The sequence below is a fragment of the Streptomyces sp. NPDC059524 genome (genome assembly GCF_042749255.1).
Taxonomy (GTDB): Bacteria; Actinomycetota; Actinomycetes; order Streptomycetales; family Streptomycetaceae; genus Streptomyces; species Streptomyces xanthii.
Map to the genome: position 1 here is coordinate 18,779 of NZ_JBHYTK010000049.1, position 20,926 is coordinate 39,704.

The following is a 20,926-nucleotide window of genomic DNA, read 5'->3' on the forward strand; positions in this document are numbered from 1 at the left end:
AGAGTGGTGCGGGCAGGGTCACTTGAGGCCGGTGTGCGCGAACCCCTGGACGAAGTAGCGCTGCCCCAGGAGGAACAGCAGCACCATCGGCAGCGTCGCGAGCGTCGTGCCGGCCATCAGGAACTGCCACTGCGTGCCGTTCTCCGTCTTGAAGACGGACAGACCGACCTGGATGACGCGCAGACTGTCCGTGCGGGTCACCAGCAGCGGCCACAGGAAGTTGTTCCACGACGACTCGAAGGTCAGCAGCGCCACCGTCATCAGGGCCGGCTTGACCTGCGGCGTCATGATCCGGGCGTAGATCCGGAACTCGCCCAGCCCGTCGAGTCGCGCCGCCTCCTCCAGCTCCACCGGCAGGTCCAGGTAGAACTGGCGGAACAGGAACACCGCGAACGGCGTCACCGCCCCCGGCACGATCAGTGCCCACCAGGTGTCGAGCCAGCCGCTGCCGCCCTGACCGAACAGGTCGTTGCCGCCCGCGAGCGGCATGAACCGCACGATCAGGAACTCCGGCAGGACCTTCGTGTACGTGGGGATCATGAGCGCGGCGACGAAGCAGTAGAACAGGAACTCGCTGCCGCGGAACCGGATCCGGGCCAGCGCGTACCCGGCCATGGACGCGAAGACGACGTTCAGGACGGTGTGGCTGAGGGCGATGACGAAGCTGTTGCGCGCGTACGTGGCGAACGGCGCGGCGCGGAACGCGTCGGCGTAGTTCCCGAAGTCCCAGTGCGCGGGCAGCAGTCCGGCGTGCTCCGCCGCGATCTCCTGGGGCGTCTTCAGCGAGGTGACGATCATCCACAGGAACGGCGTCACCATGAGCAGCGACACCAGCGCGAGCGTCACGTACAGGCCGATCCGGCCGGGCCTCACCCGCGTGCGGGCGGCCGCCCGCACGGGCGCGGGCCGGGTCTCAGTCGTGGCCACGGGTGCCTCCCATGATGCGCCGGTTGACGAGGGTGAAGCCCATGAGGAGCACGAACAGCACCAGCGACTGGGCGCAGGCGTAGCCCACGCGGAACTCGCGGAACGCCGACTTGTAGATCTCGTACGTCATCATCGTCGTCGAGCCGGCCGGGCCGCCGTCGGTGAGGATGTAGATCTGGTCGAAGGACTGGAACGCGCTGATCAGAGAGGTGATGAGGACGAAGAACGTGGCGGGCTTGAGCAGCGGCAGCGTGAGCGAGAAGAACTGCCGCACCGGTGAGGCGCCGTCCACGGAGGCGGCCTCGTACAGGTCCTTCGGCAGGTTCTGCAGCGCGGCCAGGTAGATCAGCATCTTCATGCCGATGCCCTGCCAGATGCCGACGAGGATCACCGACGGCATCGCCCACGAGGTGGACGCGAGCCAGGCCGGGCCCTCGATGCCGAAGAGGGCGAGGAGGGTGTTGAACAGGCCGTTGCGCGGGTTGTAGATCCACAGCCACACCAGCGCGATGGCGACGGTCGCGGTGACCTGCGGCAGGAAGATCGCGGTGCGGAACACGCCGCGCGCCCGCAGCCCCTTGTCGAGCGCCAGGGCGAGCAGCAGGCCGAGCACCATGCCGAACGGCACCGTGAAGAAGGTGTAGATCACCGTGTTCAGGATCGACTTGCGGAACACGGCGTCGTCGAGCATGTCCCGGAAGTTGTCCAGGCCCACGAACCGGGGCGCGCTCAGCACGTCGTACGAGGTGAACGCTAGGAACACGGCGGCGACGACCGGCACGCCGATCCACAGCGCCGCGTGCAGCAGCGCGGGCGCCACCATCAGCAGTCCCGCGCGGCGCCGCCGGGCGCCGGGGCCGCGGCGGGGCCGGGCGGGCGCGGGGCGCGGCGGTTCGGCCGGCGGGGCGGGCGGCCGGGTGTGGAGTACGGAGACGGCTCCCACGGTCGGCGCCCTCACAGCCGGGAGATGGCCGACTGGGCCAGCTCACCCAGTTCCGCGACGGCCGCGGCCGCCGACTTCCCGCTCACGATCGCCGGTTCGAGGGTCGGCTTGATCTTCTCGCGGATCTCCATCCAGGCGGGCGTCCCGCCCTCCGCGCAGGCGCTGCCCAGGTTCCGCACGGAGAAGTCGACCAGCTTGTTGCTCTTCACGTACGGGGACGAGCGCAGGTCCTTGATGCCGGGCACCGTCGCGCGCTGCTTGGCGGCAGCGAGCACGTTGTCCGGGGCGGCGAGGTGGGCGACAAGGGCCTGTGCGGCGGCCGCGTGCCGGGTGCGCGCCGACTGGCACACGAGGGTGCCGCCGGTGAGCATCGCGGGCCGGCGGCCGCGCAGCACGAACGCGCCGATCAGGTCCTTCTCGATGAGCTCGGGGCTCTGCTCCTGGAGCTGCTTCCACAGGCCGCTGCCGGTCATCATCATCGAGGCCTTGCCGAGCTGGAGGTTGGTCGCGGCCCCGGCGTCGGCCTCGGTCTTCTTCGTGTAGTCGGCCGAGCCGTCCGCCTGGAGGTCCTTGAAGAACTGGAGGGCCTCGACGCCCCGCGCGCCGGTGAACGTGGGCTTCCTGCCGTCGGCGCTGAACATCGAGCCGCCGTTGGCGAACAGGAAGGTCTCCCAGCACTGGCGCAGATCGATCGAGAACGGGTCCATGCCCATCCGGTCGCCCTTGGTCAGCTCCTTCGCCATGGCGCGCAGTTCGGCCAGGGTCGCCGGGGGCTTCTTGATGCCGGCGGCCGCGAAGTGGTCCTTGCGGTAGGCGACCAGGCGGGTCGCCATCACGGTCGGCAGGGCGTACAGCTTGCCGCCGTACCGGGAGGGCTCCAGCACCCGCTCCTCGTAGCCGTACTTCGACGCGAGGTCCTCGGGCAGTTCGGCGAGCACCTTCTTGGCGGCGAACGGCGGGATCCAGCCGACGCCCATCATCAGCACGTCGGGCAGCAGGCCGCCGGCGAGCGCGGTGGTGATCTTCTCGTTGAGCTGGGTGTAGGTCGTGTAGTCGACGTTCACCGTGACGTCCGGGTGCTTCTTGCGGAAGGCGGGGATGATCTCGCCCTCCAGGAGCTGCTTGCCGTCCGTGCCCTCGTAGATGGGGGTGAGCAGGGATATCTCCCCCTGGGCCGGTCCGTCGGCCTTGCCGCCCGTGCCGGATCCTGCGGCGCAGCCGGTGAGCGCCACCGCCGTGCCCGCGCCGAGCGTGGCGAGCAGCGATCGTCTCGTGAGTTCCATGGGACACCCCTTAAGAGGCGAGGGAGCGAGATGGTCGAGAACCTTGTGTATCGATGCAGTGAGGCGAAGGCAGAGGAACGGCCATGAGATGGCGCGGTGATGGGGTCGACCTTCGGTAAATCGATGCAGTGATGCTAAGAACGCCGCTCACAAGGCGTCAACCGGCCGTGCACAAGAATCTTTTCGGACGGGGCGGTGATCCTTGTTCAGTAAATCGGTACACTGATGTTTACAGTGACGTGACGAGCCGGAGGTGGCACCGCGTTGAACGGGGTAACGATCCATCAGGTCGCGCAGGCGGCAGGCGTGTCCGCGAGCACGGTGTCCAATGTGCTCAACGGGCGGACCGACCGCATGCAGGCGGCGACCCTCGCTCGGGTGGAGCAGGTCATCGAGACGCTCGGCTACCGCCCCAACCGGGCCGCGCGGATGCTGCGCACGGGCCGCATCCGGGTCATCGGCCTGATCGTCCCGTCCGTCGCCAACCCCTTCTGGGGCGCGCTGGCCCGGGAGTTGGAGGCCGTAGCACTCGCCGAGGGATACCACGTGCTGCTGTGCAACAGCGAGCGCGACCCGGCCAGGGAGCTGAAGTACGGCGAGGAGCTGCTCGCCGACGGGGTCAGCGGCGTCGTCCTGTGCTCTTCGCTGCCGACCCTCGACCACGTCGCGCCGTTGCTCAAGCGCGGCCTGAAGATGGTGGCCTTCGACCGGGCCGCCCAGTCCGGGGACCCCGCCTCCCTCGCCAGCATCAGCGTCGACAACGCGATGGGCGCCGAGCTCGCCACCCGCCACCTCCTCGAACTCGGCCATCGCAGGCTGGCGTTCGTCTCCGGCTCGGTCAGCAGCGTCAACCGGCGCGAGCGGCTGCGCGGCTTCCGGTCCGCGCTGGAGGAGGGCGGCGTGGACCCCGCGTCCGCGGTCGTCTGGCCCGGCGCCGCCACCAGCGAGTTCGGCGACAAGGAGTCCGCCGAGCTCGGCCGCTCCGCCGCCCGTGAACTGCTCGCCGCACCCGAACCGCCCACCGGCTTCGTCGCCATCAACGACATGTGCGCGATCGGGGTGTGCCGGGGAGCCCGGGACGCGGGCGTGAGCGCGGGGCGCGAGGTGTCGGTGGTCGGCTTCGACGACATTCTGCTCGCCGAGCTGTTCGAGCCGCCGCTCACCACCGTCCGCCAGCCGCTGCCCGAGATGGCCGCCGAGACCTTCCAGCAGTTGCGCGCCCGGATCGAGACGTCCAGCGGCGCGGGCAGGTCGCTGCTGATCAGGCCTCGTCTCGTGGTCCGCGAGTCGACGGCGCCGGCCCCGGGCGTGCGCTGAGGGGAGCACCGGCGCACTGGTGTACGGTCGGCTGTCGAACCGCTCGGCCTCCTCGCCCCGGCCGGGCTTCTCTCCCTTCTCGACCTACCGGATTCGACACGGGTGGTGCCCCATGACTCCCCGCCGCACGGACGGTGCGCCCACCTTCACGGAGCAGGCCCGGCGCCGGCAGCTCGTCGAGTGCACCATCGACCTGATCTCCGAGAAGGGGCTCGCGGCCGCCTCCCTCTCCGCCATCGCCGAACGGGCGGGCCTCTCCAAGGCGGCCGTCCTCTACCACTTCACGTCGAAGGACAACCTGACCCAGGCGGCGTTCGCGCACGTCCTCGACGCGTTCACCGCGTACGTCGCCGAGCGCGTCGCCGAGCGGGGCGACGACCCCCGGGCGGCCGTCGTCGCGTACGTCCACGCGATGATCGGCTACCAGCGCGACCACCGCCGGCACGTCCGCGTCATCACCGAGACGCTGCTCGACGACCACGCCGGCACCCGCTTCCGCGCCCCCGGCCAGCACGACGTCGGTGGCCGCAGGCAGGGTCTGGCCGAGCTGCTCGAAGCGGGTCAACAGGTCGGCCGGTTCCGGGAGTTCGACGTGAAGGCCGTGGCCCTGGTGATCGGCGGAGCGATCGACGGCGTGGTCGCGCACTGGCTCGCCGACCCGGACTTCGACCTGACCGCGGCGGCGCGGGAGACGGAGGCCTTCGTCCTCAGGGCGATCGCGGCGGACTGAGGCGCGCGTCAGGACGGTGGGCGTTCCGGGGCCCGGCGGGCGAAGGGCGGGGCGTGTTCCGGGCGGATGCCCACGCCGCCCAGATAGCCGGTCAGGGTGCGCAGGGCGGGGACCCGGCGGACCAGGCGCAGAGGGAGCGGGAGGCGGTCCCCGCGCAGCGTGCCCTCCAGGGCCGGGCGCAGCAGCATCTCGTGCTCGCCCTCCTGCGACTTCTGGGTCACCGCCATCGGGAGCCGGCGCCGCTTCTGCACCCGGGCCAGATCCGCGCGGGTCAGCCGGTGCTCGCGCAGCGGGGCCGCCAGGAGGCGGGCCGCCGCCACCGCGTCCTGCACCGCCAGGTTGACCCCGACGCCGCCGGTCGGCGACATCATGTGCGCCGCGTCGCCGATGCACAGCAGGCCCTCGCGGTGCCAGGTGGTGAGGCGGCCCATCGTCACCTCCAGCAGCTTCACGTCGTCCCAGGAGCGGATCGCGGCCGTCACCGTGCGGTCCCAGCCGAGCAGGTCGCCGAGCCGGTCGCGGAAGCGGTCCAGGCCCGCCGCGCGCAGCTCCGCGTCGGCGCCGCGCCGGATCAGATAGGACGTCTGGTAGTAGTCGCCGCGGTCCATCGTCGCGGCGACCTGCCCCGCCCCGATGCTGAGGAACACCCGCCCGTCCTTCACGGCGTCGCGCGGCGCGGGCACCTTCACCTGCCACACGTCCATCGGCACGTCCCGGTACTCGGGCTCGAGCCCCGCCGCCGCCCGCACCCGGGAGTCCCGCCCGTCGCAGGCGACGACGAGATCCGCGGCCAGCTCGTGCGCGCCGCCGCCCTCGTCCGCGTACCGCACCCCGCACACCCGGCCGTCGGGCGCGGTGCGCAGCCCCGTCACCTCGGCCCGCATCCGCAGGGTGAACGACGGCTCGGCGCGGGCGGCCGAGGCCAGCAGGTCGAGGAAGTCCCACTGCGGCACCATCGCGATGTACTTGTGCCGGCCGGGGATGCGCCGCAGGTCTCCGGCGACCACCTCGACGCCGTCGATGTGCATGCGCATCTGCGTCAGCCGGCGCTGCGGCAGCGCCGCGAAGCGCGGGCCGAGGCCGAGCTCGTCCAGGAGACGGAGCGTCGAGGGGTGCACGGTGTCGCCGCGGAAGTCGCGCAGGAAGTCGCCGTGCTTCTCCAGGACCGTCACCTCGATCCCGGCCCGCGCGAGGAGCAGCCCCAGCATCATCCCGGCGGGCCCGCCGCCCACCACACAGCACGTCGTCCGTTCCACGCGTCCGTCCTCCCTCGTGCGTCCCGTCCCCCAGGCCGACGCGAGCGAGTCTAACCGCTCGGTCAGATGTCTTACCGAGCGGTTAGGGAAGGTGGTTCCGCTCAGTCCCGGGAGGCCGTCCAGCCGGTCGCCTCGATGCGGGAGGAGTCGGCGGGGCGGGCCTCGTCGAAGGCGACGGTCCGGCCGTCGGTGACCTTGATCCCGTCCACGTAGGCGCCGCGCCCCACGTACAACTGGTCGGTCGCGTACCGCCAGCGGACCCGGGTGGAGGCGGACCGGGCCTCGCCGAGCGGAGCCGTCAGCCGGTGCCAGGCGCGGCCCGACCAGCCGTCGACGGACCCGGACCGGTGGTCCTGCGGGTCGTCGCGGTCGCGGCGCGTGGTGAAGGGGAGCGGCTTCCAGCTCGCGCCGCCGTCCGTCGACACCTCCAGGAACAGGAAGTCGGAGGCCGGCTCGGTGTCCCACCACAGGGCGCAGGTGAGTGCGGCGTCCGGCGCGGTCAGCCGCAGGTCCGGCAGCGTCAGCGTCGCGGAGGTGGCACTCGCCATGCCGGAGAACCAGGCGGTGCGCCCGTGCGCGGGACGTACGGCGACGGCGCGCGCCATGTTGTCGGCCGCGGCGACCCGGGGTGCGGAGCCGGACCGCCACGAGCGCACCGGGTGGACCGAGTTGCCGAGCACGATGAGGAAGGAGTCGGTCGTCGGGTCGAGCACCAGCGAGGTGCCGGTGAACCCGGTGTGTCCCGCCGTGCGCGGAGTCGCCATCGCGCCCATGTACCAGTGCTGGTAGAGCTCGAAGCCCAGTCCGTGGTCGTCGCCGGGGAACGCGGTGTTGAAGTCGGTGAACAGCAGCTCGACCGAGTCCTCCGAAAGGATCCGCGCCTTGCCGTAGATCCCGCCGTTGAGCAGGGTCCGCCCGAGGATCGCGAGGTCCCAGGCGGTGGAGAAGACGCCCGCGTGCCCGGCGACGCCGCCGAGCCCGTACGCGTTCTCGTCGTGCACCTCGCCCCACACCAGTCCCCGGTCCAGCCCGGACCAGGGGGCCCGCGCGTCCTCCGTCGCCGCGATCTTCGGCTTCCAGTCGGCGGGCGGGTTGTAGCGGGTGCGGGTCATGCCCAGCGGGCCTGTGATCCGCTCGCGCAGCAGCGCGTCCAGCGGGGTGCCGGTCAGCTTCTCCAGGACGAGCTGGAGCGAGATCAGGTTCAGGTCCGAGTACAGGTACGTGGAGCCCGGCGGGTTCTGCAGCGCCTCCTTCCAGATCAGCCCGATCTGGCCCTCGCGCGTCGGCTCCTTGTAGAGCGGGATCCAGGAGCGGAACCCGGAGGTGTGCGTGAGCAGCTGACGTACGGTCACGTCCTGCTTGCCGCCGCCCGCGAAGTCCGGCAGGTAGGAGGCGACCGTCGCCTCCAGCTCCAGACGGCCGCGCTCGATCTCCTGCACCGCGAGGATCGACGTGAACAGCTTCGAGACGGAGGCCAGGTCGAAGACCGTGTCCTCGGCCATGTCGATCTGCTGCTCGGGCGGGAACTCGACGCCCGTGTCCGTCTTGTCGTCGTAGTGCGCGTACCGCACCGCCTTGCCGATCGGCTGGTGCAGCGCCACCGTCCCGCCCCGGCCGGCGAGCAGCACCGCGCCCGCGTACCACGGGTGCTTGGGGGAGGGGTCTAGGAACTTCTCGGCGTCGGCGACCAGTTGGCGCAGATGCCCGGCGAGCAGGCCCGCGCGCTCCGGTGAGCCGCGGCGCAGGGTGGGGCGCGCGGGGCCGGCCGGGGCCGCCGCGGCGGGGCCCGCGGGGAACGGGGTGAGGGCCAGCGCGCCGCCCAGTGCCAGGGTCGCGGCGCCCAGCCGGCGCCGGGTGAGACCGGACCGTGTGCCGCCCGCTTCCGTCGATCTCATGCACAGCCTCCTGAAAGTATCTTTCGGGATCTCGCTCGACGGATGAAACTTTCATGTCAGCGAGAGGGTGTGTCAACCGTCCCGGCCGTGCCGTCGGGGACCGTTCCGTGACCGGAAAATCTGACGGTGCATCAGAAAAGCTCTTCCGTCCGCCGGTTCGCTGCGGCATTCTGCGCCCATGCAGACGGAGCTGAGCAAACGACTGGGCATCGAACACGCTGTCTTCGGGTTCACCCCGTTCCCGGCGGTGGCCGCCGCCATCAGCCGCGCCGGAGGTTTTGGCGTGCTCGGCGCGGTCCGCTACACGGCGCCCGACGAACTCAAACGCGACCTGGACTGGCTCGACGCGCACGCCGGCGGACGCCCCTACGGACTCGACGTCGTCATGCCCGCGAAGAAGGTCGAGGGCGTCACCGAGGCCGACGTCGAGGCCATGATCCCCGAGACGCACCGGGAGTTCGTCCGCGAGACGCTCGCCCGGCACGGCGTCCCCGAACTCGCCGAGGGCGAGGCGTCCGGCTGGCGCATCACCGGCTGGATGGAACAGGTGGCCCGCAGCCAGCTCGACGTGGCCTTCGACTACCCGATCAAACTCCTCGCCAACGCGCTCGGTTCACCCCCGGCCGACGTCATCGCCCGCGCCCACGAGCACGACGTCCTCGTCGCCGCGCTCGCCGGCAGCGCCCGGCACGCCCGCAAGCACGCCGAGGCGGGCATCGACATCGTCGTCGCCCAGGGCTACGAGGCCGGCGGCCACACCGGCGAGATCGCCTCCATGGTCCTCACGCCCGAGGCCGTCGAGGCGGTCGCCCCGCTGCCCGTGCTCGCCGCCGGCGGCATCGGCAGCGGGCAGCAGGTCGCGGCGGCGCTCACCCTCGGCGCGCAGGGCGTGTGGCTCGGCTCGGTCTGGCTCACGACGACCGAGGCCGACCTCCACTCCGCCGCGCTCACCCGCAAACTGCTCGCCGCCGGATCGGGGGACACGGTGCGGTCGCGGGCGCTCACGGGGAAGCCGGCGCGGCAGCTGCGCACGGAGTGGACCGACGCGTGGGACGACCCGGCCGGGCCCGGGACGCTCCCCATGCCGCTGCAGGGGCTGCTCGTCGCCGAGGCGGTCTCCCGGATCCAGAAGTACGAGGTCGAGCCGCTGCTCGGGACGCCGGTCGGGCAGATCGTGGGCCGTATGAACGAGGAGCGCAGCGTCCAGGCCGTTTTCGACGATCTGACCCGGGGTTTCGAGGTGGCCGTCAACCGGCTGAACCGGATCGCGGGGAGGTGACTCCGGTTTCGTCGCGGGGCGCGGCCCCGGTGGGGGCTGGTCGCGCAGTTCCCCGCGCCCCTGGAGATGCGCACTTCGTGCGCGACCTCCATAGAGGGGTGCCGCATCGGGGAAATGCGACCCGAAGCGTCTGCATTTCAGGGGCGCGGGGCCGTGTCGATATGCGGCTCCGCCGCGGGGCGCGACCAGCCCCCACCACCCGCACTCGGCGACGAGACCGCCATCACCCCACTGAGAAGCCGCGCCCCCGCTCCAGAAGGGATCAACCCCATGTCCGACCCGACCGCGAAACAACCCAACGGCTTCTGGGCCCAGGCCGCACAGGATCCCGCCCGCCCCGCGCTGATCGCCCCGGACGGCACCGAATGGACCGCCGGCGACCTCCACGCCGCCACCAACCGCCTCGTCCACGGCCTCCGCGCCGCCGGAATGGAGCGCGGCGACGCCTTCGCCGTAGTCCTCCCCAACGGCGTCGAGTTCTTCACCGCCTACCTCGCGGCGGCCCAGGCCGGCTTCTACCTCGTCCCGGTCAACCACCACCTCGTCGGCCCCGAGATCGCCTGGATCGTCGCCGACTCCGGCGCCAAGGTCCTCATCGCCCACGAACGCTTCGCCGAACAGGCCCGCGCCGCCGCAGACGAGGCGAAGCTCCCGCCCACGCACCGCTACGCCGTCGGCGGCGCCGTCGACACGTTCCGCCCGTACGCCGAACTCCTCGACGGACAGAGCGAGCAGCCGCCCGCCGACCGCACCCTCGGCTGGGTCATGAACTACACCTCGGGCACCACGGGCCGCCCCCGCGGCATCCGCCGCCCGCTGTCCGGCAAGCTCCCCGAGGAGTCGTACCTCGGCGGCTTCCTCGGCATCTTCGGCGTCAAGCCCTTCGACGACAACGTCCACCTGGTCTGCTCGCCGCTCTACCACACGGCCGTGCTCCAGTTCGCGGGCGCGTCGCTGCACATCGGGCACACCCTCGTCCTCATGGACAAGTGGACGCCCGAGGAGATGCTCCGCCTCATCGACACCCACCGGTGCACGCACACGCACATGGTGCCGACCCAGTTCCACCGCCTGCTCGCGCTGCCGCAGGGCGTGAAGGACAGCTACGACGTGTCGTCCATGCGGCACGCGATCCACGGTGCCGCGCCCTGCCCCGACCACGTCAAGCGCGCCATGATCGACTGGTGGGGCGGCTGTGTCGAGGAGTACTACGCGGCGAGCGAGGGCGGCGGCGCGTTCGCCACCGCCGAGGACTGGCTCAAGAAGCCCGGCACGGTCGGCAAGGCCTGGCCCATCAGCGAACTGGCCGTCTTCGACGACGACGGCAACCGGCTGCCCCCGGGCGAACTCGGCACCGTCTACATGAAGATGAGCACCGGCGGATTCGCGTACCACAAGGACGAGGGCAAGACCCGCAAGAACCGCATCGGCGACTTCTTCACCGTCGGCGACCTGGGCGTCCTGGACGAGGACGGCTACCTCTTCCTGCGCGACCGCAAGATCGACATGATCATCTCGGGCGGCGTGAACATCTACCCCGCCGAGATCGAGTCCGAGCTCCTCGCCCACCCCGCCGTCGCCGACGCCGCCGCCTTCGGCATCCCGCACGACGACTGGGGCGAGGAGGTCAAGGCCGTCGTCGAGGTCGCCGACGGCTACACGGCGGGGGAGCCCCTCGCCACGGAGATCCTCGCCCACTGCGAGCGGCGGCTCGCGGGCTACAAGCGGCCCAAGACCGTCGACTTCATCGAGACGATGCCCCGCGACCCGAACGGCAAGCTGTACAAGCGGCGGCTGCGCGACCCGTACTGGGAGGGCCGCACCCGGGCTGTCTGAACCGTCCGGTTCCACGGGTGAGGGAAGGCCGGCCGGCCTCCCCCTCACCCGTCACCGAGCCGTCGCAGCGGCTCAGCCGCGCACCCGTACCACCCGCAGCGCGGGCGAACGCAGGATGTCCTTCTCGCAGAAACGCTCCGTGACCCACTTCCCGCCCGAGAACAGCCGGGTCTGGTCACGGGAGTGCGCCGACGCCGCGTTCGACGACTGGCCGTACGTCAGGAGCGTACGGGCCACCGGGCAGCGACCGCCGTCCCAGCCCACGGCCTGGATGTAGCTGGACCCGTGCACGACCTCGGTGTAGCCGCCGCCGGCCGGGTCCCACACGGGCTCGACCTTGTTCCACACGCCCAGCGACTCCGTGCCGCCGTGCACCGGGATCCGCTCCCCGCCGCGCACCACGAACTGGTTGCCGCCGAGCTCCCCGTCCAACGGGAGGCCCGCGCCGCGCAGTTCGGCGACCGCGTCCGCGAGCGCCGTCGCGAACCCGGGCGCCTGTGTGTTCAGCGTGTTCGGCGTGCGGACCGGGTCGGCCGCGTCGAAGGGCACCTTCCACAGCTGCGCGGCCGGCACCTTCGTCGTCAGCTTGCGCCAGAACCGGTCGAAGAGCAGCGCCCCGCGACTGTCCGTCCGCATCGTGCGGTCCCACCTGGCCAGCACCCGGCACGCCTCCGAGACGTCGACCGCCTTGCCGTCGCTGCCGGTCGCCGTGCCGCCCGGCAGCGCCGCGCAGGCCGCCGCCGTGTCCGCCGCCGCCAGATCACCCGCCGGCACCCGGTCCGCGAACTGCTGGCGCTGGAGGTCCGCCACCGTCAGCTTCCCGCGCCCGGCCATCGCCGCGACGTCCTCGACCGCGCCCCTGGTCCGCATCGAGCGCGGCGTGCCGACCGTGCCGAAGACCCGCTCGTACCCGGTCAGCGGCCGGTCCGCGTTGGCCAGCCAGGCGCTGTCGTTGGAGTTCTCGGCGTACGGCGCGTCCTTCAGGACCGGCATCCGGGACGGGCCGAAGATACCGGGCTGCACCGCGTCCGCGTCCTTGCCGAGCGCGCAGTCCCCGCGCGACCCGTCGAGCACCGCGACCCCGGAAGCCGGATACGTGACCTTGCCGAGCGGTGTCGAGCAGCGCGCCGCCAGGTCGTCGGTGATGCGCGGCAGCACCTGCGACTGCGTGAACAGGGAGTGCCCCGCGGAGTCCGCCGCGATCGTGTTGACCCACGGGATGCCCTGGGTGCGGCGCAGCGCGCGCAGCACGTCGTCCGTGGAGCGGGCCTTGCTGAAGCCGAGCGCGGTGTCCGAGGCCCGCAGGTTCAGCGCGTTCGGATCGTTCAGCGCGTACGCCGTCGTCGCCGTCCAGGGCAGCGGCAGACCCGCGCCCATGGAGGTGACCACCGGGCCGTAGCGCGTCCACCACTGGGTGCGGGTGACGTCCGGGCCGCCCTTGACGGGCACCGTGACCGTCCGGCGCGTCATCCGTTCCCGCCGGCCGTCGACCATGTACGCGGTCGGGTCGGCCGGGTCGAGGGTGAGCTGGTGGAGATTGAGGGTGACGCCCGTGGCGACCGTGTGGCTCCAGGCGAGGTACGCGTTGTGGCCGATGGAGATGCCCGTCGTGCCGAGCAGCGAGCCGCCCATCACGTTCAGCTCGCCCGGGATCGTCTGCTGCGACTGCCAGAACCGGCGGCCGCCCTGCCACGGGTAGTGCGGGTTGCCGAGCAGCAGGCCGCGCCCGTTCGCCGTCGTGTCCCCGCTGAACGCCACCGCGTTCGAGCCCATGTCCGCGTCGTCCTGGGCGAACAACTCGCGGGCCGCGTCGGCAAGTTCCTCCTTGTCCGGGGACTGCGGGGCCGCGGCCCCTGCCGCCGGCGGCTGCGCGGCCGTGATGCCGTCGACGCCGCGGCCCTGCCCGCCCAGCACGGATATCGCGAACCCGCGCGCGGCCACGTCCAGCGTCGTCACCGGCTCGACCCAGTCGGCGCCCTTGCACGCCGGGTCCGTGACCCGGTGGTCGCGCAGCCAGGCGTTGTACCCGGCGGCCCAGCCGCGCATCGCGTCCTTGACGTCCTGGCTCGGGCCCGCCGGGGCCGGGGTGGCCAGCAGCTTCTCCACGGTGCGGGTGTCGCGGACCCCGCGGAAGTACAGGTCGCTCGCCAGGTTCGTGGTCGCCGACGACAGCGAGCCGTCCGGTGCCGCGTCCGCCCCGAACCGGCGCGCACGCTCGCCGCGCACTGTCACGAACCCGTCGGCCAGCGTGCACACCTGGTCGGCGGCCTGGGCCCACCCGGTGCCGAACCCGAGGTTCGCGTAGTCCTTCGCGACGATGTGCGGAATCCCGTACTCGGTGTACCGGATGGTGGCGGACAGTCCGCCGCCGTGCGGGTGATCCGCGCGGCCGGCCTGCGCGGAGGGCGCCGCGGCCGTGCTGCCGAGCACGGTCAGCAGGGTGATCCCGACGGCCGCAAGGGACCGTCCTCTCGGGCGGGTGCGCATCGTGCTCCCAACTGGAGGGGAAACAGGGGTGGTTGAGCGTACCAACGGGTATGTCGGCTGCGGAGGCCCTTGCACACACCTCTTGACCCGGCGCTGCGCACCGCTGAGGATCACGCCATGACGAGCTCACCGGCAGCAGAGGCAACGGGCAGCACGGTCGACGGCGTGCTGCGGCGCAGCGCCCGCCGCACCCCGGCACGGGTCGCCCTGCGCTACGGACCGCGCTCCTGGACGTACGAGGAACTGGACGACGCCGTCTCGCGCGCGGCCGGGGTGCTGCTCGGCCTGGGCCTGTCCGCCGGCGACCGGGTCGGCGCCTACGGGCACAACTCGGACGCCTACCTGATCGGCTTCCTCGCCTGCGCGCGGGCCGGCCTCGTGCACGTGCCGGTCAACCAGAACCTGACCGGCGACGACCTCGCCTACCTCGTCCGGCAGTCCGGCAGCACCCTCGTCCTGACCGACCCCGACCTGGCCCGCCACCTGCCCGACGGCACCGACACCCTGGCCCTGCGCGACGCCGACGACTCCCTGCTCGCCCGGCTGCCCGCTGCGGCGCCCCACGACGGTCCGGCGCCGCACGCCGACGACCTCGTCCAGCTCCTCTACACCTCCGGCACGACCGCCCTGCCCAAGGGCGCCCGCATGACGCACCGGGCGCTCGTGCACGAGTACGTCAGCGCGATCCACGCCCTCGACCTCAGGGCGACGGACCGGCCGGTGCACGCGCTGCCGCTCTACCACTCGGCCCAGATGCACGTGTTCCTGCTGCCCTACCTCGCGGTCGGCGCGACGAACACGCTGCTCGACGCGCCCGCCCCCGGGCCGGTCCTCGACCTCGTCGAGGCGGGGGAGGCCGACAGTCTCTTCGCGCCCCCGACCGTGTGGATCGCCCTGTCCCAGGACCCCGGCTTCGCCACCCGCGACCTCGGCGCCCTGCGCAAGGCGTACTACGGCGCCTCGATCATGCCCGTGCCCGTCCTGGAGCGGCTGCGCGAACGGCTGCCCTCGCTCGCCTTCTACAACTGCTTCGGGCAGAGCGAGATCGGGCCGCTCGCCACCGTCCTCGGCCCCGACGAGCACGAGGGCCGGATGGACTCGTGCGGCCGCCCGGTGCTGTTCGTCGAGGCGAAGATCGTCGACGAGGACGGCAAGGACGTGCCCGACGGCACGCCCGGCGAGGTCGTCTACCGCTCGCCGCAGCTGTGCGACGGCTACTGGGACAAGCCCGAGGAGACCGAACAGGCCTTCCGTGACGGCTGGTTCCGCTCCGGCGACCTCGCCGTGCGGGACGCCGAGGGCTACTTCACCGTCGTCGACCGGGTCAAGGACGTCATCAACTCCGGCGGCGTCCTGGTCGCCTCCCGCCAGGTCGAGGACGCGCTCTACACCCACCCCGCCGTCGCGGAGACGGCCGTCGTCGGTCTGCCGGACGAGCGCTGGATCGAGGCCGTGACCGCCGTCGTGGTGCGCGGCGGAGAAGTCACCGAGGCCGAACTCCTCGCCCATGCCCGCGAGAAGCTCGCCCACTTCAAGGCGCCGAAGCGCGTGGTCTTCGTCGACGAACTCCCGCGCAATGCGAGCGGCAAGATCCTCAAGCGCGAACTGCGGGACCGCTTCGCGCAGGACTGATCCGGCCGCTCACGCGGCGGCCCCCGGCACGGGTACCGCCCGGCACCGTGCGCACCGGCACGCGGGAGCGTACGGCGGGCGGGGAGCCCAAGGGCCGGTGTCGCAGGGGTGTGCCCGCGCGTGCCGTGAGGTGGCCCGTCAGCCGGGTCCTGTGCGGCGCCGGTGTCTCGCCGTCCCGGTGGGGCCTGGGGGTGCGCGGGTGAGTGCGGCGGCCGGCGGCTCCGGGGTTCGGCGGTGTGGCTGTCGGCGGGTGCGGCTTGGTGCGGCCCGGTGTCGCGTCAGGCCGGGGCGGGTCGCTGTCCCGCTGCTTCGGCGGGGCAGCCGGGCCGTGGTCGCTCGGCCCGGCTCTCGGCCCGGTGGCCTCACGCGCCGCGCAGGTCCATGATGCGCTTGATCTTGCCGACCGAGCGCTCCAGGGTCTCGGGGTCGACGATCTCCACGCAGACCGTCACGCCGACGCCGTCCTTCATGCCCGCCGCGATGGCCCGGGCCGCCGCCTCCCGCTCGTCCGGCGTCGCGTCCGGGCGGGCCTCCGCGCGGATCGTCAGGGCGTCCATGCGGCCCTCGCGGGTCAGCTTCAGCTGGAAGTGCGGGGCGACGGCCGGGGTGCGCAGCACGATCTCCTCGACCTGGGTCGGGAACAGGTTCACCCCGCGCAGGATCACCATGTCGTCGCTGCGGCCCGTGATCTTCTCCATGCGGCGGAACGCGGGCCGCGCCGTGCCGGGAAGGAGCCGGGTCAGGTCCCGGGTCCGGTAGCGGATCACCGGCATCGCCTGCTTGGTGAGCGACGTGAAGACCAGCTCGCCCTGCTCCCCGTCGGGCAGCACCTCGCCCGTGATCGGATCGACGATCTCGGGGAGGAAGTGGTCCTCCCAGATGTGCAGTCCGTCCTTGGTCTCCACGCACTCCTGCGAGACGCCCGGGCCCATGACCTCGGACAGACCGTAGATGTCGACGGCGTCGATCCCGGCCCGCTCCTCGATCTCGCGCCGCATCTCCTCCGTCCACGGCTCCGCGCCGAAGATCCCGACGCGCAGCGAGGAGGCGCGCGGGTCCACGCCCTGCCGCTCGAACTCGTCGAGCAGCGTCAGCATGTACGACGGCGTGACCATGATGATCTCGGGCTTGAGGTCCTGGATGAGCCGTACCTGCCGCGAGGTCATCCCGCCCGACGCCGGGATCACGGTGCAGCCGAGCCGCTCGGCTCCGTAGTGCGCGCCGAGACCGCCCGTGAACAGGCCGTACCCGTACGCCACGTGCACCGTGTCCCCGGGGCGGCCCCCGGCCGCGCGGATCGCCCGCGCCACCAGGTCCGCCCACGTGTCCAGGTCGTCCTGCGTGTACCCCACGACGGTCGGCAGGCCCGTCGTGCCGCTGGAGGCGTGCAGCCGGCGCACGTCCGAGCGGTCCACGGCGAACATCCCGAACGGATAGTTGTCCCGCAGGTCCGTCTTGGTGGTGAACGGGAAGCGGGCCAGGTCCGCGAGGGAGGCGCAGTCCTGCGGGCGGACCCCGGCCTTGTCGAAGGCGTCGCGGTAGAACGGCACCCGCTCGTAGACACGGGCCAGGGTCTCCCGCAGCCGCTCCAGCTGCAGCGCCCGCAGCTCGGGCAGGCCCATCAGCTCGCCCGCGTCCCAGCCCTGCGTGTTCGAAGCCCTCGACGTCATCGTCCGCACTCCCGAAGTCCCGACCGATCATTCGGTTGATCTGCTGACGTCAGTAATTCAAGCCGGGACCGCCCACGTCAAGAGATACGGGCCTGCGGGTTGTCCTTCGCCTCCAGGACGTACGGGGTGGTCGTGCCCAGCACGGCGAAGCCGAGGCGCTCCAGGATCGGCCGGCTGTACGGCGAGGCGTCGACATGCACGTACCGGAAGCCGCGCTCGGCGGCGATGCGGGTCCGGAACGCCACCAAAGAGCGGTAGATCCCGCGCCCGCGCCAGGCCGGCACCGTGCCGCCGCCCCACAGGCTCACGAAGTCCGTGCCCGGGTGCAGCTCGAGCCGGGCGGCGCTCACCGGCTCGTCCCCGGCCAGCGCGACCACCGCGGCGACCGTGCCCGGATCCTGGGCCAGCTGGCTGCGGAGCAGCTGTCCGATGACCGAGCGGCCGCCCTCGAAGGCCTGGTCGTGGACCTTCTCGACGAGCGCGACGTCCGCCTCCTCGGTCACCGGCAGCAGACGGATCCCGTCCGGCGGCGGCACGTCGAGCGGCAGCGCCGCCGTCTCGGCGACGAGCAGCGCCTCGCGCTCCTCGGCCGTGAACCCGGCCGCCGTCAGGCGCGCGGGCAGATCGGCGGGCCGGTCGTGCCCGTACGTCTTCCACTCGACGTCACGCCCGGCCGCGCCGAAGAAGCGGACCTGCTCCGCGATCGCCGCGTCGGCGCTCTCCTCGTCGAGGTCCGACCAGAGGACCGCGCTCCAGCCGCCCTCGGGGCCCAGCTGGCGCACGACGCCGCCGGTCCGCTCGATCACCGCGCCCGCCTCGTCGGGCCGCGCCTCGCGCCGCATCTGCCGGTCGTACAGCTTCAGTACCGCTTCGGAATCCATGCGGTCACCCCAGCACCGCCGTGATGCCGGGGCAACCGGATTAACCCGCGCTAGCCGGCCGCCGACTCCGCCGCCACAGAGCGCGCCCAGCGGTAGTCCGCCTTGCCGCTGGGGGAGCGCTGGATGCGGTCCGTCACGACGAGCTGGCGGGGGATCTTGTACCCGGCCAGATGGGTGCGGCAGTGCGTCTGGAGCGAGTCCAGGGTCAGCTCCGGGGCGCCGTCGCGCAGCTGCACCACGGCCGCGACGTGGTTGCCCCACTTCGGGTCCGGGACGCCGGCGACCAGCGCGTCGTAGATGTCCGGGTGCGACTTGAGGGCCTGCTCGACCTCTTCCGGATAGACCTTCTCGCCCCCGGTGTTGATGCACTGCGAGCCCCGGCCCAGGACCGTGACGATGCCCTCCTCGTCCACGGTCGCCATGTCGCCGAGCAGCACCCAGCGCGCCCCGTCGTACTCGAAGAACGTCTCGGCGGTTTTCTTCGGGTCGTTGTAGTAGCCGAGCGGCACATGGCCGCGCTGCGCGAGCCGGCCCACCTCGCCGACCTCGACCGGCCGGTGCGTCGCCGGATCCACCACCTGGGTACGGGCGTTGACCCGCAGCCGGAAACCCTGGCCCGCGCCCGAGCCGTCGGTCGCGGTGCCGTTGAACCCGGACTCGGACGAGCCGAAGTTGTTCAGGAGCATCACGTTCGGCACCAGCGCCTGGAACGCCGCGCGCACCGAGTCCGACATGATCGCGCCGGACGACGAGACGCTGAACATCGACGAGCAGTCGGTGCCCTTCAGCGGGCCGCTGAGCGCGTCGATCAGCGGACGCAGCATCGCGTCGCCCACCAGCGACATGCTGGTGACCTTCTCCTTCGCGACCGTGCGCAGCACTTCCTCCGGCGCGAACTTGCGGTGGATCACGATGCGCTGGCCGAAGTTGAAACCGATGAACGCGGTGAGCGTCGACGTGCCGTGCATGAGGGGCGGCGTCGGGAAGAACGTGATGCCGTCACCGCCCGCCGCGACCCGCTCGGCGAGCTCCTCCGGCCGCGCCACCGGCTCCCCGGTCGGCGCGCCGCCCCCGAGCCCCGAGAAGAACAGGTCCTCCTGGCGCCACATCACGCCCTTCGGCATGCCCGTGGTGCCGCCCGTGTAGATGATGAACTGGTCGTCCGCCGAGCGTGGCCCGAACCCGCGCTCCGGTGAACCGGCCGCCTCCGCCTCCGTGAAGTCCACGGCCTTGAGCGGCGGCGCGGCCGGATCCGGGGTCCCCACCCGGACCAGGTGCCGCAGCTTCTCCGTCCGCGGCAGCGCCGCCGCCACCCGCTCGGTGAACTCGGCGTCGAAGACCAGCGCCGCCAGATCGGCGTCGCGGTAGAGATAGACCAGCTCCTCCTCCACGTACCGGTAGTTGACGTTCACCGGCACGACGCGCGCCTTCAGGCAGGCGAGCACGGTCTGGAGGTACTCGACCCCGTTGTAGAGGTGGAGCCCCAGGTGCTCGCCGGGCCGGACGCCGCTGTCGACGAGGTGGTGCGCGAGGCGGTTGGCCGCCGCGTCCAGCTCCGCGTACGTCAGCCGGCGCTCCGCCCCGGTGCCCGGGTGATCGACATAGACGAGCGCCTCGCGGTCAGGGACCACGTCGACGACCGACTCGAACAGGTCGGCAAGGTTGTACTCCACCGCTCCTCCTGACCGTGGCACCGTCTCGTGTGCCGGTCATCACAGCAGAGTCGGCAGGAAGGCGGAAGAGGCCGCGGCAAGAAATCTGACTACCTGTCAGAAAACTCTTGTGCCCGTCCGCCCCCTCCTGCAACCTGTTCTCGTTCCGAGGGCTACGGGACTTCGGGGCTCCGGCCGACTGGAGGGCAGCCATGGGCGGTACCGAACATCTCGACGTACGGCGTGAGGGCGCGACGCTCGTCCTCACGCTCAACCGGCCGGAGGCGAAGAACGCCCTGTCCCTGCCGATGCTCGTCGGCCTCTACGACGGCTGGCTGGAGGCGGACGCCGACGACGCGATCCGCTCCGTCGTGCTCACCGGGGCCGGCGGCGCGTTCTGCGCCGGCATGGACCTCAAGGCCCTCGCCGGCAAGGGCATGGACGGACAGCAGTACAGAGACCGCATGAAGGCCGACCCCGACCTGCACTGGAAGGCGATGCTGCGCCATCACCGGCCGCGCAAGCCGGTGATCGCGGCGGTCGAGGGGGCCTGTGTCGCGGGCGGCACGGAGATCCTCCAGGGCACGGACATCCGGGTCGCGGGGGAGTCGGCGATGTTCGGGCTCTTCGAGGTCAAGCGCGGGCTGTTCCCGATCGGCGGCTCCACGGTCCGGCTGCCCCGGCAGATCCCGCGCACGCACGCGCTGGAGATGCTGCTCACGGGCCGGCCCTATTCGGCGGCGGAGGCGGCGGCCATCGGGCTCGTCGGGAGCGTCGTGCCCGACGGCACGGCGCTGGACGCGGCGCTGGCCCTGGCCGAGCGGGTCAACGCGTGCGGGCCGCTCGCCGTCGAGGCCGTGAAGGCCTCCGTGTACGAGACCGCGGAGCTGTCCGAGTCGGACGGGCTCGCCGCGGAGCTCAAGCGTGGGTGGCCCATCTTCGACACGGCCGACGCGAAGGAAGGCGCCCGCGCATTTGCGGAGCACCGCCCCGCCGTTTTCCTTCGCGAGTAGCCCGGCCGTCCGCCCGGTGGGGGCTGATCGCGCAGTTCCCCGCGCCCCTGAAATGCATGCCCTTCGGGTGCATTTCCCTGACACAGGTGCGGGCCGGCCTTTTCACGGAGAAAGGCGCGGCGAAG

General features: G+C 72.0%; 15 protein-coding genes. 6 read left to right on the top strand and 9 right to left on the bottom strand.

Going from position 1 to position 20,926, the window contains the following annotated elements; all coding sequences use genetic code 11:
- Positions 1-18: 18 nt before the first annotated feature.
- Genes ACFW9D_RS16290 through ACFW9D_RS16300 form a run of 3 tightly spaced genes read right to left on the bottom strand, consistent with a single transcriptional unit; the run spans position 19 to position 3,153 of the window.
- Positions 19-927: a carbohydrate ABC transporter permease gene (locus ACFW9D_RS16290; RefSeq protein ID WP_384622502.1), complete on the bottom strand. Its 909-nt coding sequence runs from the start codon at positions 925-927 to the stop codon at positions 19-21.
- A complete protein-coding gene (locus ACFW9D_RS16295; protein ID WP_384622505.1) occupies positions 914-1,870 on the bottom strand; it encodes a carbohydrate ABC transporter permease in 957 nt (318 codons plus the stop codon). The genes ACFW9D_RS16290 and ACFW9D_RS16295 overlap by 14 nt, the downstream gene beginning before the upstream one ends.
- Positions 1,871-1,881: 11 nt before the next feature.
- Positions 1,882-3,153 (bottom strand): ABC transporter substrate-binding protein, encoded by a 1,272-nt coding sequence (locus tag ACFW9D_RS16300; protein ID WP_384622507.1) that lies wholly within the window; start codon positions 3,151-3,153, stop codon positions 1,882-1,884.
- A gap of 264 nt (positions 3,154-3,417) precedes the next feature.
- On the opposite strand from ACFW9D_RS16300, the gene ACFW9D_RS16305 reads away from it, so the two are divergent.
- Together ACFW9D_RS16305 and ACFW9D_RS16310 are read left to right on the top strand one after the other, a co-directional pair.
- Positions 3,418-4,470, top strand: coding sequence for a LacI family DNA-binding transcriptional regulator (locus tag ACFW9D_RS16305; RefSeq protein WP_188340522.1), 1,053 nt, complete (start codon positions 3,418-3,420; stop codon positions 4,468-4,470).
- Positions 4,471-4,582: 112 nt separating this feature from the next.
- A complete protein-coding gene (locus ACFW9D_RS16310; protein WP_384622511.1) occupies positions 4,583-5,200 on the top strand; it encodes a TetR/AcrR family transcriptional regulator in 618 nt (205 codons plus the stop codon).
- Between the two features lie 8 nt (positions 5,201-5,208).
- Here the strand turns inward: ACFW9D_RS16310 and ACFW9D_RS16315 are convergent, their stop codons facing one another.
- Positions 5,209-6,456, bottom strand: a complete 1,248-nt coding sequence (locus ACFW9D_RS16315) for an FAD-dependent oxidoreductase (protein ID WP_384622514.1) — start codon at positions 6,454-6,456, stop codon at positions 5,209-5,211.
- A gap of 101 nt (positions 6,457-6,557) precedes the next feature.
- Positions 6,558-8,351 carry a serine hydrolase gene (locus ACFW9D_RS16320; protein WP_384622516.1) on the bottom strand — a complete coding sequence of 598 codons (1,794 nt, stop codon included), beginning with the start codon at positions 8,349-8,351 and terminating at the stop codon, positions 6,558-6,560.
- Positions 8,352-8,529: 178 nt separating this feature from the next.
- On the opposite strand from ACFW9D_RS16320, the gene ACFW9D_RS16325 reads away from it, so the two are divergent.
- Together ACFW9D_RS16325 and ACFW9D_RS16330 are read left to right on the top strand one after the other, a co-directional pair.
- Positions 8,530-9,630, top strand: coding sequence for an NAD(P)H-dependent flavin oxidoreductase (locus ACFW9D_RS16325; RefSeq protein ID WP_384622519.1), 1,101 nt, complete (start codon positions 8,530-8,532; stop codon positions 9,628-9,630).
- 270 nt (positions 9,631-9,900) lie between these two features.
- On the top strand, positions 9,901-11,466 hold the full coding sequence (locus tag ACFW9D_RS16330) for an acyl-CoA synthetase (protein ID WP_384622521.1): 1,566 nt from the start codon (positions 9,901-9,903) through the stop codon (positions 11,464-11,466).
- 72 nt (positions 11,467-11,538) lie between these two features.
- On the opposite strand, the gene ACFW9D_RS16335 is transcribed toward ACFW9D_RS16330, so the two are convergent.
- A complete protein-coding gene (locus ACFW9D_RS16335) occupies positions 11,539-13,953 on the bottom strand; it encodes a penicillin acylase family protein (RefSeq protein WP_384622524.1) in 2,415 nt (804 codons plus the stop codon).
- 117 nt (positions 13,954-14,070) lie between these two features.
- Between ACFW9D_RS16335 and ACFW9D_RS16340 the strand changes: the two genes are divergently transcribed.
- A complete protein-coding gene (locus tag ACFW9D_RS16340) occupies positions 14,071-15,585 on the top strand; it encodes an acyl-CoA synthetase (protein ID WP_384622527.1) in 1,515 nt (504 codons plus the stop codon).
- Positions 15,586-15,947: 362 nt separating this feature from the next.
- Here ACFW9D_RS16340 and paaK read toward each other — a convergent pair whose 3' ends face one another.
- The 3 genes from paaK to ACFW9D_RS16355 form a co-directional block, all read right to left on the bottom strand.
- Entirely contained in the window at positions 15,948-17,255 is a 1,308-nt protein-coding gene (gene paaK / locus ACFW9D_RS16345) for a phenylacetate--CoA ligase PaaK (protein WP_188340530.1), read from the bottom strand.
- A 77-nt stretch (positions 17,256-17,332) separates the two neighbouring features.
- The gene (locus ACFW9D_RS16350; protein WP_384622530.1) at positions 17,333-18,136 is read right to left on the bottom strand and encodes a GNAT family N-acetyltransferase; all 804 of its coding nucleotides are present in this window, start codon (positions 18,134-18,136) and stop codon (positions 17,333-17,335) included.
- A gap of 50 nt (positions 18,137-18,186) precedes the next feature.
- The gene (locus ACFW9D_RS16355) at positions 18,187-19,809 is read right to left on the bottom strand and encodes an acyl-CoA synthetase (protein ID WP_384622533.1); all 1,623 of its coding nucleotides are present in this window, start codon (positions 19,807-19,809) and stop codon (positions 18,187-18,189) included.
- Positions 19,810-20,000: 191 nt separating this feature from the next.
- Here ACFW9D_RS16355 and ACFW9D_RS16360 point away from each other — a divergent pair, with 191 nt between their 5' ends.
- Positions 20,001-20,801, top strand: coding sequence for a crotonase/enoyl-CoA hydratase family protein (locus ACFW9D_RS16360; RefSeq protein WP_384622536.1), 801 nt, complete (start codon positions 20,001-20,003; stop codon positions 20,799-20,801).
- The last annotated feature ends 125 nt before the right edge of the window (positions 20,802-20,926 follow it).